The sequence below is a fragment of the Nocardioides alkalitolerans DSM 16699 genome (genome assembly GCF_000426525.1).
Lineage (GTDB): Bacteria > Actinomycetota > Actinomycetes > Propionibacteriales > Nocardioidaceae > Nocardioides > Nocardioides alkalitolerans.
Window position 1 is genome coordinate 47300 of the sequence record NZ_KE384533.1, and the last position, 12920, is coordinate 60219.

A 12920-nucleotide genomic window follows, 5' to 3' on the forward strand; every position below is an offset into this window, starting at 1 on the left:
CCAACCTACCCGCGGGTCACATACGGGTCCCATGGCCCGAACGGGCGAGATCCGGAGCGTCAGGCGGGGTCGCCGGCGGCGCCGGACCCCGTGCCGGAGCCCGTTGCCCCGCCGTCGTCGGCGCCCGCCGTACCGCGGCGCTTGCGCCTGCTCCAGGGGAACCGCAGGCGCGACGCCTCGGGGGACGCGTCGGAGGGGTCCTCGACACGGACGTCGGCGTCGCGGCCGCCCTCGGTGAGCGGCACCTTCGACGTCGTCGTCGTGGGGTGGCTGGTCAGACCTCTCCTGTCGAACTTCTGCCCGCTCGCGACCCCGCCGACGTAGAAGGCGACGATGGCGATCATCGCGCCCGCGATGTCGTCGGCCACGTAGTGCCAGCCGAAGTAGAGGGTCGCGATGATGGTGAGGCCGAAGTTGGCCCAGAAGATCCAGTGGATGATCCGGTTGCGGATCGTGTACTGCACCATCAGCGCCCACAGCAGGGTGATCGCGGTGTGCAGGCTCGCGAAGGCCGCGGTCGACTGCAGACCCTCGCCGTCGCCCCACAGGACGTTGGTCCTGCTGTAGAACAACGACTCCAGCAGGTCGCTCGCGCCCGTGCTGATGTCCTCGTAGAGCCAGGGGAACGCGAAGCCCGGGCCGAGCGCCGGCAGCATGTAGTAGGACGCCGTGCCGAGCGTCCAGGCGATGACCTGCGAGGTCACGAACCAGTAGCCGAACGAGATGTTGCGCGACCAGATGACCCAGATGGCCACGAGCACCGGCACCATCGGCAGGTACCAGAGGTAGATGGTCGAGATCAGCTGCTCGAACCAGACGAACCCGAAGAGCGTGTGCAGCACCGCCGACGGGTCGTTGCCCAGGAACAGCACCTTGTCGAGCGCGTGCAGCTCGTTGTCGTACTTCTTGTCGCCCAGCACGAACGGCAGGAACGACTTCAGGTTCCGGTAGCAGGCGTAGGTGACGTAGAAGCAGCCGATGCCCAGCGCGACCAGGGTGAACCGCTCGCGGGTCCAGTGCTGGTGCCAGCGCTCCTTGATGTGCACCGACGTCTCGCGCGGGTTGAGCCGGGCCCGCCACAGGGCGCGGGGCACGAGGTCCACGAGCAGCGCGGCGCCGACCAGCAGCGGGAACCGCAGCCACCCCGGGCCGAGGAAGCCCTCGGGGTCGACGACGGACCGATCGAGCGCGAGGGCGGTCGCGAAGGTGAGGACCGCCATCGTCGCTGCGACCCCGATGAGGAGGACATAGGCGCGGCGATACACGGCGGTCATCCTAGAGGTCGACGCCGCGCGGCACCCATCCGTCGGGCGTCGTCACGTCAGCCGGCGAGCACCGCGAGACCGGCCGGGTCGACCCGGACGGCGACCGCGTCGCCCGCCGCGGGCGGCTCCGGGACCCCGTCCGCCGGGGCCGCGTCGAGCTCACCGACGTCGGCGACCGCGACGGTGCACCGCGCCCCGGCGGCGGTCAGCCGGGTGGCGACCACCACGCCCGCGAGCGCGTCGGGGGTGCCGGCGGGCACGAGGCGGCAGGCCGTACGGCGGAGCGCGACGCCGACGGGGGTCGGGCTCGCCGGGCGCCCCGCGGCCCGCAGCACCCGGTCGGCGGCGTCGCCGTCGAGCACGACGCCGTACCCGAGGAGACGGGCCGTCGGGGCGTCGACGGGCGCGGCGAGGACGGCGGCGGCCGGTCCGGACTGCACGACCCGGCCGTCGCGCACGACCGCGATCCGGTCGGCGACCGCGAGCGCCTCGTCGACGTCGTGGGTGACGAGCAGGGCGGTGGTGCCGGCCGCGACGAGGATGCGCCGCAGGTCGCCCGCCAGCCGCTCGCGCAGGTGGCGGTCGAGGGCGGAGAGCGGCTCGTCGAGCAGCAGCAGCCGTGGGTCGCACGCGAGGGCCCGGGCGAGCGCGACCCGCTGCCGCTCGCCGCCCGAGAGCGTCGCGGGGAGGCGGTCGGCGTACCCCGTCAGCCCCACCAGCTCGAGCAGCCCGGCGACCCGGGCGGCCGTGTCGGGCCGGGGGGTACGGCGCAGCCGGAGCGGGTAGCCGACGTTGCGGGCCACGGAGAGGTGGGGGAAGAGCTGGCCGTCCTGGAACATCAGCGCGAACCCGCGGCGGTGGACCGGCACGCCCGCGAGGTCGGCAGCGTCGAAGGTCACCGTCCCGTCGTCGAGCGGTTCGAGCCCGGCGACGGCGCGCAGCAGCGTGGACTTCCCGCTGCCCGACGGGCCGAGCACGGCGAGCACCTCGCCGCGCGGCAGGTGCAGCGACGCGTCGCGCAGGGCCGGGCTCCCGTCGTACGCGACCGTGACGCCGCCGAGGCGGAGCCCGTCGGGCACGGCGGTGCCGTCGGGGCTGGTCGACGTCTCGTCCGGCATCTCAGAACGCTCCCACGCTCGGCACCCGCAGCCGCTCGACGAGCAGCATGACGACGGTGGTGGTGGCCGCCAGCACGACCGCGGCGGCGGTGGCCATGCCGTAGTTCGTGCCGCCCGGGGTGCCGATGAGGCGGGCGATGACGACGGGCAGGGTCGGACGGTCGGGCTGGGCGAGGAACGCGGTGGCGCCGAACTCGCCCAGCGACGCCGCGAAGGCGAAGCCGGTGGCCGCCAGCACGGGCCGCCAGGCGACGGGCAGGTCGACGACGAGCAGCGTGCGGGCCGGTGAGGCCCCCAGCGAGGCGGCCGCCTGCCGCTGCCGGTCGTCGATGCCGGCCAGCACCGGCACGAGGGTGCGCACCACCAGCGGCAGCGCCACCAGCGCCTGCGCCAGGGGCACGAGCAGCGGGTCGTCGCGCAGCGCCAGCGGCGGGCGCGCGACGGTGATGAGCAGGCCGAAGCCGAGCGTCACGGCCGAGACGCCCAGCGGCAGCATGAAGACGCCGTCGAGCACGCCGCGCACCGTGCGCTCGGTGCGGGTTCGGGCCCGGCGCGTCACCACGAGGGCCACGAGCAGGCCGAGCAGGAGCGCCATCCAGGTGGCGTCGACGGCGATCTGCAGCGAGTTGCGCAGCGCCTCGGTGACCGGCACGAGCAGCGCCGTGTCGTCACCGGTGCCCGTGAGCGCCCGGAAGTTCGCCGTGCTCCAGGCCCCGTCGACCCGGAACGCGGCGACCACGAGGCCCACGATCGGCAGGGCCGTGGCGGCCAGGACGGCGACCGTGGCGGCGACGGCGGGCACGTCGTACCCCTGCATGCGCCGCGGCGTCGTCGGCGCGCGCCCGGCCGCCGCGTCGTCGCTGCGCCGCAGCCGGCCGACCACCACGAGCAGGAGCACGACGCCGACGATCTGCACGACCGAGAGGCCGGCCGCCGCCGGCAGGTCGAAGGCGCGGGTGAGCAGGTAGATCTCGGTCTCGACGGTCGCGTAGCGCAGCCCGCCGAGCGTGAGCACGAGCCCGAAGGCGGTCGAGCAGAAGAGGAAGACGACCGACGCGGCCGAGGCGATCGCGGGCCGCAGCGCCGGCAGCGTCACCGTGCGCAGCACCGTCGCCGGGCTCGCCCCGAGCGCGGCCGCCGCCTCCCCGGCCCGCGGGTCGAGCGACGCCCAGGCCCCGCCGACGACCCGCACGACCACGGCCACGTTGAAGAACACGAGCGCCGCGACGATCGCGGTGGCCGAGCCGTCGAGACCGAGGGACCCGAGCAGTCCCCCGTCGCCCAGCAGCGCCCGGAACGCCACGCCCACCACCACGGTCGGCAGCACGAACGGCACCAGCAGCAGGCCCCGGGCGATGCGCACGCCCGGCAGGTCGAGCCGGTGCAGCACGTACGCCGCGGGCAGGCCGAGCAGCACGCTCAGCGCCGTGCCCGACCCCGCCGAGACGAGGGTGAACCACAGCACCCGCCCCGTGCGGTCGCGCCCCAGCACCTCGACGACGGCACCCGGGTCGAACGTGCCGTCGACGACGAACCCGCGCGCCACCATCGCGCCGACGGGCACGACGAAGAACACGGCGAGGACCGCCAGCGGCAGCGCCGCGAGCGTGAGGAGTCCGAGGGTGCGTCTCATGGGGAGGCGGCCGGTCGACGCCCGGGCGGCCCGGGCGTCGGGGGCGTCAGCGGGCGACGACGTCGCGCCAGGCGCTGATCCACGCCTCGCGGTTCTCGGCGATCTCGTCGGTCGGCAGCGTGAAGGGGTCCGTGGGGCGCTCGGTGAACGCGGCCCACTCCTCTGGCAGCGCCGCGTCGTCGGCGACGGGGTAGACGTACATGCTCGTCGGCAGCGCCTCCTGGACGTCGGCGGAGAGCAGCCACGACACGAGCGCGTCCGCGCCCTCGGGGTTGTCGGCGCCACGCAGCACCCCGGCGTACTCGACCTGCGTGAAGCACGTGTCGAGCAGCGCACGGGTGGTGGTGGCGCTGCCGTCCTCGGTCACCGTCGCGGCGGGCGAGGAGTCGTAGGAGGTCACGATCGGGCGGGTAGGGTTCTCGCCGGCCGCGGTGAAGTCGACGTAGTAGGCGTCGCTCCAGCCGTCGACGACCTTGGCGCCGTTGTCGACCAGCCGGGTCCAGTAGTCCTGCCAGCCGTCCTCGCCGTACGCCGCGACGGTCGTCAGCAGGAACGCCAGCCCCGGGCTCGAGTCGACGGGGCCGGGGGTGACGAACAGCGGTGCGTACGTCGGGGTCGCGAGGTCGTCGAGCGTCTCCGGCTCCGGGATGCCCTCCTCAGCGAACCAGGCGGTGTCGACGTTGACGCAGACGTTGCCGTTGTCGACGGGCACGAGGCGGTCGTCGCCGTCGAGGCGGAACGCCTCGGCGCCGGCGGGCAGCTCGCCGTCCCACGTCTCGAGCGCGTCGGCGTCGAGGAGGCGGCTGGCGAAGGTGGTGTCGACGCCGAAGACGACGTCGGCGCCCGCGTCGTCGGGGTTGAGGCCGATCTCGGTGACGACCGCGCCAGCGTCGCCGGGCTGGCGGATCTCGAGCTCGACGCCGTTCTCCTCCTCGAAGGCCGCGACGAGGTCGTCGGGCAGCGAGAACGAGTCGTGGGTGAGCAGCACGACCGTCTCGGCGCCGTCGGCCGACTCGTCGTCACCGCCCCCGACGAGCGAGCAGGCGCTGAGCGAGCCGAGCGTGAGGACGGACGCGAGCGCGAGCACGGGTGCGCGTCGGGTGCGGGCAGGCATGGGCAGGCGGAACATCGGACTCCCTTCGCCGGTGCTAACCGGAGCAGGTTCGAGGGTCTGCGGCGGATCCGCACTCTCAGCGCCCGTGGGCGCTCCCCTGTCGTGTGCGGGCCACCCTACGGCCACCCCGCGGCGGCGGACGTCGTGGGAGCGTGACCCCGTGACCGCACGCGTGCTCCCCGTCGGCTTCGACGACCTGTCCCCGCGCCTCGCCTACGCCGTCTGGCGGCTACGGCAGGACGTGTTCGTCGTCGAGCAGGACTGCCCCTACCCCGACCTCGACGGCCGCGACCTCGAGCCGACCACCCGGCACCTGCTGCTCGTGGAGGGGTCCGAGGGCTCGACGGACGGCGGGGACCTGCTCGGCTACGCCCGGGTGCTCGACGACGGTGACGACGACGGCGGGGTGGTGCGCGTCGGCCGGGTGCTGCTCGCGCGTACGGCGCGGGGCCGGGGGCTCGCGGACCTGCTGATGCACGCCGCGCTCGCCGAGGTGGGCGAGCGACCCAGCCGGCTCGACGCGCAGGCGCCGCTCGCGCGCTGGTACGCCACGTTCGGCTACGCCGTCGACGGGCCCGAGTTCCTGGAGGACGGGATCCCGCACGTGCCGATGGCGCGGCCGGGTCAGGCCCGCCAGTAGCGCCCGGGGGCGCCGTCCCCGCGTCGTACGACGGCCTGCCCGCGCGCCACGAGCACCTCGAGGTGCGCGCGGGTCTCGAGCGAGGCGAGAGCGGTGTTGAACGGGTCGAGGGAGGCGAGGGTGCGCTCGCGGCGCGTCCACGGCAGCTCGCCGGCGACGTCGTACGCCGACATCCCCGCCCCGCCGTCGGCCTGCGGCTCCAGCGCGCGCAGGCTCAGCTCGAGCCGGGTGTCGTGGTGGGCCAGCAGCGCCTCGACACGGCCGTGGGAGGAGCCGTGCACCGGGCCGTGGGCCGGGAGCAGGCTGAGGTCGGGCATCGCGCGCACCTTCGCGAGCGAGGCGAGGAAGTCGGCCAGCGGCTGGAGCCGGGTGTCGGGCTCGAACCCGATCGACGGCGTGATCGTGGGCAGCACGTGGTCGCCGGCGAAGAGCAGCCCGTCGGCGCGGTCGGCGAAGACGTAGTGGCCCTGGGTGTGGCCGGGGGTGTGGACGGCGTCGAGCGTGCGGGCGCCGACCGTCAGGGGCTGGTCGCCCTCGAGCCAGGTGTCCGGGAGCTCCCAGAGGTCGTTCGGGGTCGAGGCGTCGTCGGGCGCGCGCTTCCAGAGCTCCGCGATCTCGACGGCCCCGGCGTCGGCCAGCGCCCCGCCCATCCGGGTGCGGACCTCCTGCTCGGAGCCCCGGACCAGCGCGAGCGACGGCTCCTCCCGGCGGCCGAGCACGACCTCGGCGCCGTTGAGGCGGCGGAGCGCGACGGCCTGCGTGTAGTGGTCGCGGTGCACGTGGGTCACGAGGAAGCGCCGGATGTCGCCGAATCCGGCGCCGATGCTCGACAGTGCCTTCTCGAGCACCTCCTGGGCCTCCGCGATGGCCCACCCACCGTCGACGAGAGTCAGCGCCGTGCCGCGGTCGGCGTCGGGCGTCTCGATCGCGTAGACGTTCACCGCGAGGAGCCCGTCGTTGGGCAGCGGGAGGGGGATCCGGTGCACCCCCGGCGCCGCCGGCCAGGCGCCCGGGTCGCCCCACGGGCGGTCGGAGTCGGGCGAGATGGCCTTCGCGGTGCTCATCAGCGCAGGCTAGACCCTCGGCCAGCGCGGGGGCCGCAGGGTCCGCGGTGGGGCCGGACGGACCGCAGGACCCCGGAGAAATGACGAACCGCGGTGGAGTCTCGGGTCTCCACCGCGGTTCGATGACCAGTATGCACACCGCGCCCAACCGGTGTCCTCCATTTCTCCGCAATCACGCTCAAGAAATCGTGCGAACGCCCGGAACGGCCCGCCGCTCAGCAGGCGACGGCCGCGGAGGCCTCCCCGCCGGGAGCCGCACACGCACCGCAGGGGTCGGACGTCGGCAGCACCCCACCGGTCTCGGCGAGCACCTGCTTCACGCGGGAGTCGAGGGCCAGCACGGCGAGCACGACGACCGGACGGAGCTCGTCGCGCTTCGCCTCGGCGCGCAGGAACGCCAGGATGTCCTCCATCGCGTCGCGCTGCTCGGCGTCGAGGTCGGCCTCGAGCACGACCGTGCTCGCGGCGTCCGCGAACGCGGCCACCTTGTCGGGCGTCAGGTGGCGCAGGTGCGAGGAGCGGGCGGAGTCGCGCGAGCTCACGCGACGACGCCGCGGAGGGGGAGGTCGACCGGACCCGTGCCGGCCGGGGTGGTCCCGTCGACCGCCGGGCGTGCGCTGCCCGCCGTCCGCGCGCTGCCCGCCGTCCGCGCCGATCGGGCGGCCCGCCAGCTCTCCACCCTGAGGTGCCGCGAGCCGGTGAGGGTGCTCTGCCACCAGGGGGCGCGAGCCACGCCGAGGGTGACGACCGCACGACCGTCGTGCTCGACCCGCACCGTGACGCCGCGCTCGGCCATCGCGGCGGTCGCCCGCCGCACCTCGCGCGACGGACGCAGCCGGGTGTAGGCCGACGCGTCCTCCGTGCGCAGCACGAGCTGCCCGTCGGGGTCGCGCACGAGCAGGGCGGCGGAGGGACCCGTGACGCCCTGCACCGTGAGTGCGAGGCCGCCGACGTGTCCGTGGTGACGGTGCTGGTCCATGTCGCTGCTCCTGGTCGGCCGAAGAAATCGAAACCTCAACACTGTAATTGAACGTCTTGTTGAGGTATTGTCAGATCATGCCGGGCCACTCCAAGGAGCCGCACGAGGCTCTTCTCTCGATCGGCGACCTCGCCGAGCGCACGGGGCTCAGCGCCCCCACGCTCCGCATGTGGGAGCAGCGCCACGGCTTCGCGGTCGCCCAACGCCTCCCGAGCGGCCACAGGCGCTACCGCGGGGAGGACGTCGCGCTCGTCCAGCAGGTCGCGCGCCGCCGCGACGCCGGGGTCCGGCTCGAGCAGGCGATCGCCGGGGTGCGCACCACGTTCACTCCCCCGGCCGCCTCCGTCTTCGCAGAGCTGCGGCGCCTGAACCCCGCCCTGCCCGTCCACCGGCTCGGCAAGGGCACGCTGATCGCGATGTCGTGGGCGATCGAGGACGAGTTCGTCGCCCACGCCCGTCGCCCCCATCTGTACGGCGCGTTCCAGCGCGCCGAGTTCTACGACGCCTCGCGGCGCCGGTGGCGCGACCTCGCCCGGGTCGCGGCGTCGACGACCGTGCTCGCCGACTTCCCGTCGACCGACCCCGAGGCCCGCCGCGGCGAGCCCCGCCACGTGGCCCTCGCCGACGACTCCCCGATGCGCAACGAGTGGGCCGTGGTCTGCGATGCCGAGGACCTCCCCGTCGTGCTCACCGCCTGGGAGCTGCCCGGCCAGGACGACGTGCCCGACGACCGCCGCGAGTTCGAGGCGATGTGGTCGCTGCGTCCCGCCGACGTGCGCGCCGCCGCACGGGCCTGTGCCGCCGTGGCCGGCGACGACCTCGTCGAGCCGCCCCTGGCGGCCGGGCTCCGCGCCGTACGCCCCGACGAGCGGGCCGACGACGGCGCGGGCGACGCCGCCGCCGCCCTCTTCGGCCGCATGATCGCGTACGTCGACCGCCGGGCCCGCTGAGGCGGCGCCGCCCCTCGGTTCGCGGTAGGTGCCACCCGTGCGACGGGTACGAGGTACCGCGAAGGACCGGTGATCCACGTCGCCACGCGAATCGCGGTAGGTGACACCCACCTCACGGGTACCTCCTACCGCGAACGCCGCCGCCCGCGGACCGCGCGCTTGCCCCGCGCGGCATCGTGGGGAGCAGCGGTCGCCGCGCGGCGCCGTACCCCGGCTGCGGCCCGACCCGTCCCCCACGAGAGGAACCCCCTGATGACCGGCACCACCCTTCCCGGCTCGATCCCCAGCGTCACCCTCAACACCGGCGCGACCATGCCGCAGGTCGGCTTCGGCGTCTTCCAGGTGCCCGACGCCGAGACCCACGCGGCCGTCGCCACGGCGCTCGAGGCGGGCTACCGCAGCATCGACACCGCCACCGTCTACGGCAACGAGGCGGGCGTCGGCTCGGCGATCAAGGAGTCCGGGATCGCCCGCGACGACCTGTTCGTCACCACCAAGCTGTGGAACTCCGACCAGGGTCGCGAGGAGCCCCTCGCCGCGATCGACCGCAGCCTCGAGCTGCTCGGCCTCGACGCGGTCGACCTCTACCTCATCCACTGGCCGGCCCCGGGCCGCGGCGCCTACCAGGCCGCGTGGCAGGCGCTGGAGGAGATCCACGCCTCCGGCCGCGCCAAGGCGATCGGCGTCTCGAACTTCCTGCCCGAGCACCTCGACGCCCTCACCGCGCTCGGCGGCACCGTGCCGGCCGTGAACCAGATCGAGCTGCACCCCGCGCTCCAGCAGCGCGACGCCGTCGCCCGCAACCAGGCGCTCGGCATTGTCACCGAGGCGTGGAGCCCGCTGGCCCAGGCCGCCGTGCTCACCGACCCCGCGGTCACGTCCATCGCCGAGCGCCTCGGGCGCACGCCGGCCCAGGTCGTGCTGCGCTGGCACCTGCAGCACGGACGCGTGGTCATCCCGAAGTCGGTCACGCCGTCGCGCATCAAGGAGAATCTCGACGTCGCCGGCTTCGAGCTGACCGACGCCGACCTCGTCTCGATCGACGCGCTCGAGTCCGACGGCCGGATCGGGCCGCACCCGAACGAGCTGGACGGCTGAGCGAGCGCGGCGGGTCGCGCGGAACCGTCCGGGCGACCCGCCGCGTCAGACGGGTGTGAACCCCACCCGACGTGACACCTCCCGGTGCCTCGGCCTCGCCGCCGTCGTCGCCACCCCCCTGCTGCTCGTCGCCTGCACGGCCGACACCGGCGCACCGACCGCCACGGGCCCGAGCGGGGTCGCCAGCCTCGTCAGCTACTCCAGCTGCGACGAGCTGCTGACCTACTTCACCGACAACGCCCTCGAGCGCGTCACGGCGTGGGGGCTGGGAGACATGGCCCTGTACGGCGACGAGGCCTTCGCGCTGGCGGAATCCGGCGACGGCATGGCCATGCCCCGCGGCGGGACGGCGGCGTCCGCCGACTCTGCCCTCGTCGAGCCCCAGAACTCCGTGACGTTCTCCTCCGGTGACCAGGGCACCTCGGCCACCAACAACCAGGTCGAGGGCGTCGACGAGGCCGACATCGTGAAGACCGACGGCGACACCCTCGTGGCGATCGTCGCGGGCGAGGTGCAGGTGATCGACGCGGCGACGGCGGAGGCCGTGGCGACCGTCGACCTCGCGGGCGTCTCGACGCCCTCCGAGCTGCTGCTGCAGGGCTCGACGCTCGTCGTGCTCGGCGCGGCGGCCGACGCGCCGCCCGGCGAGGACCCCATGGTCCTGCAGGACGGCGTCTGGGGCGGCGGCTACGGCTGGGGCCGCCCCGCGCGCACCGTGCTGACCCAGGTCGACCTCTCCGATCCCGCCGCCCCGGAGGTGGTGCAGTCGACCCGCGTCGAGGGTGCCTACCGGAGCGCCCGGCTGATCGACTCGACGGTCCGGCTCGTCATGGTGAGCGACCCGCCCGGCCTGGAGTGGGTGCAGCCCGAGGGCAGCTCGCTCGAGGCCGAGACGGAGGCGCTGGACGCGAACCGCGCGCTCATCGAGGAGAGCACGATCACCGACTGGCTGCCGAACCTCTCGGTCGACGGTGGCGCGGTCGAGCCGCTGCTGGGCTGCGGCGACGTCGGCGTGCCCACCGAGTTCAGCGGCTTCACCTCGGTCTCGGTGGTGACGCTCGACGTCGACGGTGGCACCGTGCCGACCTCGTCGGCCGCCGTCCTGGGCTCGGGCGAGACCGTCTACGCCTCGTCGGAGCGCGTCATCGTCGCGTCGACGGGCTGGGACCTCTGGGGCGGCGGGTCCGGCGGGGGGACGACCGACCTCCACGCCTTCGACATCTCCGACCCCACCGCGACGTCGTACGTCGGCTCCGGCCGCGTCGAGGGGCGTGTGCTGAACCAGTTCGCGATCGACGAGGCCGACGGGGTCGTGCGGGTCGCGACCACGCAGGACGCCGCCGTCGAGCCGTCGAGCTCGTCGCTGGTCGTGCTCGACGAGCGTGAGGGCGTGGGCCTGGTCGTCACCGGGCGCGTCGACGGGCTCGGCGAGACCGAGCAGATCTACTCGGTGCGCTACCTCTCGCCCGACCTCGCCGCGGTCGTCACGTTCCGGCAGGTCGACCCGCTCTACCTCATCGACACCAGTGACCCGGCGGCGCCGGCGCTGGCCGGCGAGCTGTCGATCCCGGGCTACTCGGCCTACCTGCACCCCCTGGACGACGACTACCTGCTCGGCGTCGGGCAGGACGCGACGACGAACGGGGGCACGACCGGCCTGCAGGCGTCGCTGTTCGACATCTCCGACCCGAGCACGCCGCAGCGGGTCTCGACGGTCACGTGGCCGGGGCACCAGTCACCGGTCGAGGGCGACCACCGCGCCTTCCTGATGTGGCAGGACCGCGTCTACCTGCCGTCGCTGTCGTGGAGCAGTCCGCAGCCGGAGACGGTGCTGTCGGTGGACGTCGACCCGGGAGAGCTGACCCAGGGCCCGAAGATCCCCCTCGGCGGCAGCGACGTCACGGGACTGCGCGGCGGCTACGCGGACCTCCAGCGCGTGGTCGTGGTCGACGACCGCATCTGGCTGGTGGGCACGTCGGCCGTCGTCCAGGTCGCGGAGGGCAACCGTGCCGTGGCCGAGGTCCTCACCTTCTGAGGACGTCGACGCTCCTGCGCCTCAGGCGCCGGTGGCGCGCGCCAGCTCCGCGCCCATCTCCTCGACGAGCGCCTGCAGGCCGCGCAGCGGCCGCACCATCACCGTGAACTCCGTGACCCGTCCGTCGGCGCCCCACCGGACCATGTCGACGCCGTGCACGTCCCTGCCACCGACGACGGTGACGAACTCGAGGACGGCGGAGCCCTCGCCGTACCACTCGGCCTCGTAGCGCAACCCGGGCCCGAGCACGACGAGGGCGGCCCGCAGGTACGCCGCGGCCGTCGCCCGACCGAGCTGCGGCGTGTGCACGGCCGGCGACCGGAAGACCGCGTCCTCAGCCAGGAAGTCGTCGATCGCCGCGGGGTCGCGGTCGGCGACGATGTCGTGCCAGCGCTGGACGGTGGCGGGACGGGACACCGGGCCTCCTCGGTGGTGGGGGTCGGGCAGGTCGGGCGGAGCACCGACGGCGGCAGTCAAGCACGGGGCGGGCGTACGGTCGACGGCATGACGCCCGCCCAGCTGCTGACCGACGCCTACGACCGCGTGCAGGAGTCGACCGTCGCCGTGCTCGACGGCCTCACCCCCGACGAGCTCGCCCACCGGCCGACGCCCGACGCCAACTCGATCGCGTGGTTGGTGTGGCACCTGGCGCGGGTGGAGGACGACCACGTGGCCGACGTCGCCGGCACCGAGCAGGTGTGGACCGCCCAGGGCTTCGCCGACCGCTTCGACCTGCCGTTCGAGGTCGGGGCGATCGGCTACGGCCAGACCTCCGACGAGGTCGGGCAGGTCCGCGCCGGGGCCGAGCTGCTGGCCGAGTACGCCGCGGCCGTCCACGCCGCCAGCGTCGCCTACCTCGCGACCGTCACGCCCGACGACCTCGACCGGGTCGTCGACGACCGCTGGGACCCCCCGGTCACCCTCGGTGTGCGCCTCGTCAGCGTCGTCAACGACGCCACCCAGCACGTCGGCCAGGCGGCGTACCTGAGCGGCCTGCTCGGTCGCTGACCCGCCCGATCCCCCC

General features: G+C 74.4%; 13 protein-coding genes and 1 riboswitch. Of the genes, 5 read left to right on the forward strand and 8 right to left on the reverse strand.

Going from position 1 to position 12920, the window contains the following annotated elements; translation table 11 throughout:
• Positions 1-59: 59 nt before the first annotated feature.
• From K329_RS27505 to K329_RS0116950, 4 genes are read right to left on the reverse strand one after another with little or no spacing between them, the layout of a single operon-like run.
• Positions 60-1265 (reverse strand): phosphatase PAP2 family protein, encoded by a 1206-nt coding sequence (locus tag K329_RS27505; protein WP_245596589.1) that lies wholly within the window; start codon positions 1263-1265, stop codon positions 60-62.
• Between the two features lie 56 nt (positions 1266-1321).
• Positions 1322-2383: an ABC transporter ATP-binding protein gene (locus K329_RS0116940; RefSeq protein WP_052337032.1), complete on the reverse strand. Its 1062-nt coding sequence runs from the start codon at positions 2381-2383 to the stop codon at positions 1322-1324.
• Position 2384: 1 nt separating this feature from the next.
• Positions 2385-4016, reverse strand: coding sequence for an ABC transporter permease (locus K329_RS0116945; protein WP_028473984.1), 1632 nt, complete (start codon positions 4014-4016; stop codon positions 2385-2387).
• A 46-nt stretch (positions 4017-4062) separates the two neighbouring features.
• A complete protein-coding gene (locus K329_RS0116950; protein ID WP_028473985.1) occupies positions 4063-5130 on the reverse strand; it encodes a thiamine ABC transporter substrate-binding protein in 1068 nt (355 codons plus the stop codon).
• Between the two features lie 3 nt (positions 5131-5133).
• Positions 5134-5239: riboswitch (TPP riboswitch) on the reverse strand.
• A 51-nt stretch (positions 5240-5290) separates the two neighbouring features.
• On the opposite strand from K329_RS0116950, the gene K329_RS0116955 reads away from it, so the two are divergent.
• Positions 5291-5770, forward strand: a complete 480-nt coding sequence (locus tag K329_RS0116955; protein WP_028473986.1) for a GNAT family N-acetyltransferase — start codon at positions 5291-5293, stop codon at positions 5768-5770.
• Here the strand turns inward: K329_RS0116955 and K329_RS0116960 are convergent.
• The 3 genes from K329_RS0116960 to K329_RS0116970 all read right to left on the reverse strand — a co-directional run bounded on the left by K329_RS0116960 (position 5755) and on the right by K329_RS0116970 (position 7813).
• Entirely contained in the window at positions 5755-6834 is a 1080-nt protein-coding gene (locus K329_RS0116960) for an MBL fold metallo-hydrolase (protein ID WP_043644095.1), read from the reverse strand. The two genes, K329_RS0116955 and K329_RS0116960, sit on opposite strands and share 16 nt — an antisense overlap.
• Before the next feature lie 215 nt (positions 6835-7049).
• On the reverse strand, positions 7050-7376 hold the full coding sequence (locus tag K329_RS0116965; RefSeq protein WP_028473988.1) for a hypothetical protein: 327 nt from the start codon (positions 7374-7376) through the stop codon (positions 7050-7052).
• Entirely contained in the window at positions 7373-7813 is a 441-nt protein-coding gene (locus tag K329_RS0116970) for a hypothetical protein (RefSeq protein ID WP_028473989.1), read from the reverse strand. Before K329_RS0116970 ends, K329_RS0116965 begins: the two co-directional genes overlap by 4 nt.
• Positions 7814-7890: 77 nt before the next feature.
• Between K329_RS0116970 and K329_RS0116975 the strand changes: the two genes are divergently transcribed.
• The 3 genes from K329_RS0116975 to K329_RS0116985 all read left to right on the forward strand — a co-directional run bounded on the left by K329_RS0116975 (position 7891) and on the right by K329_RS0116985 (position 11896).
• A complete protein-coding gene (locus tag K329_RS0116975; protein ID WP_028473990.1) occupies positions 7891-8763 on the forward strand; it encodes a DICT sensory domain-containing protein in 873 nt (290 codons plus the stop codon).
• 252 nt (positions 8764-9015) lie between these two features.
• Positions 9016-9861 (forward strand): aldo/keto reductase, encoded by an 846-nt coding sequence (locus tag K329_RS0116980; protein WP_043644097.1) that lies wholly within the window; start codon positions 9016-9018, stop codon positions 9859-9861.
• Positions 9862-9916: 55 nt separating this feature from the next.
• Positions 9917-11896 (forward strand): beta-propeller domain-containing protein, encoded by a 1980-nt coding sequence (locus K329_RS0116985; RefSeq protein WP_028473992.1) that lies wholly within the window; start codon positions 9917-9919, stop codon positions 11894-11896.
• A 21-nt stretch (positions 11897-11917) separates the two neighbouring features.
• Here K329_RS0116985 and K329_RS0116990 read toward each other — a convergent pair whose 3' ends face one another.
• Complete coding sequence (locus K329_RS0116990) at positions 11918-12313, reverse strand: nuclear transport factor 2 family protein (protein ID WP_028473993.1); 396 nt, start codon at positions 12311-12313, stop codon at positions 11918-11920.
• An 87-nt stretch (positions 12314-12400) separates the two neighbouring features.
• Between K329_RS0116990 and K329_RS0116995 the strand changes: the two genes are divergently transcribed.
• On the forward strand, positions 12401-12904 hold the full coding sequence (locus K329_RS0116995; RefSeq protein WP_028473994.1) for a mycothiol transferase: 504 nt from the start codon (positions 12401-12403) through the stop codon (positions 12902-12904).
• Positions 12905-12920 lie beyond the last annotated feature (16 nt).

Excerpts from the sequence above, each read along its gene's own strand:
- K329_RS0116940 (WP_052337032.1), bottom strand. The coding sequence starts at position 2,383 with ATGCCGGACGAGACGTCGACCAGCCCCGACGGCACCGCCGTGCCCGAC.
- K329_RS0116945 (WP_028473984.1), bottom strand. The coding sequence starts at position 4,016 with ATGAGACGCACCCTCGGACTCCTCACGCTCGCGGCGCTGCCGCTGGCG.
- K329_RS0116950 (WP_028473985.1), bottom strand. The coding sequence starts at position 5,130 with ATGCCTGCCCGCACCCGACGCGCACCCGTGCTCGCGCTCGCGTCCGTC.
- K329_RS0116960 (WP_043644095.1), bottom strand. The coding sequence starts at position 6,834 with ATGAGCACCGCGAAGGCCATCTCGCCCGACTCCGACCGCCCGTGGGGC.
- K329_RS0116970 (WP_028473989.1), bottom strand. The coding sequence starts at position 7,813 with ATGGACCAGCACCGTCACCACGGACACGTCGGCGGCCTCGCACTCACG.
- K329_RS0116975 (WP_028473990.1), top strand. The coding sequence starts at position 7,891 with ATGCCGGGCCACTCCAAGGAGCCGCACGAGGCTCTTCTCTCGATCGGC.
- K329_RS0116980 (WP_043644097.1), top strand. The coding sequence starts at position 9,016 with ATGACCGGCACCACCCTTCCCGGCTCGATCCCCAGCGTCACCCTCAAC.
- K329_RS0116995 (WP_028473994.1), top strand. The coding sequence starts at position 12,401 with ATGACGCCCGCCCAGCTGCTGACCGACGCCTACGACCGCGTGCAGGAG.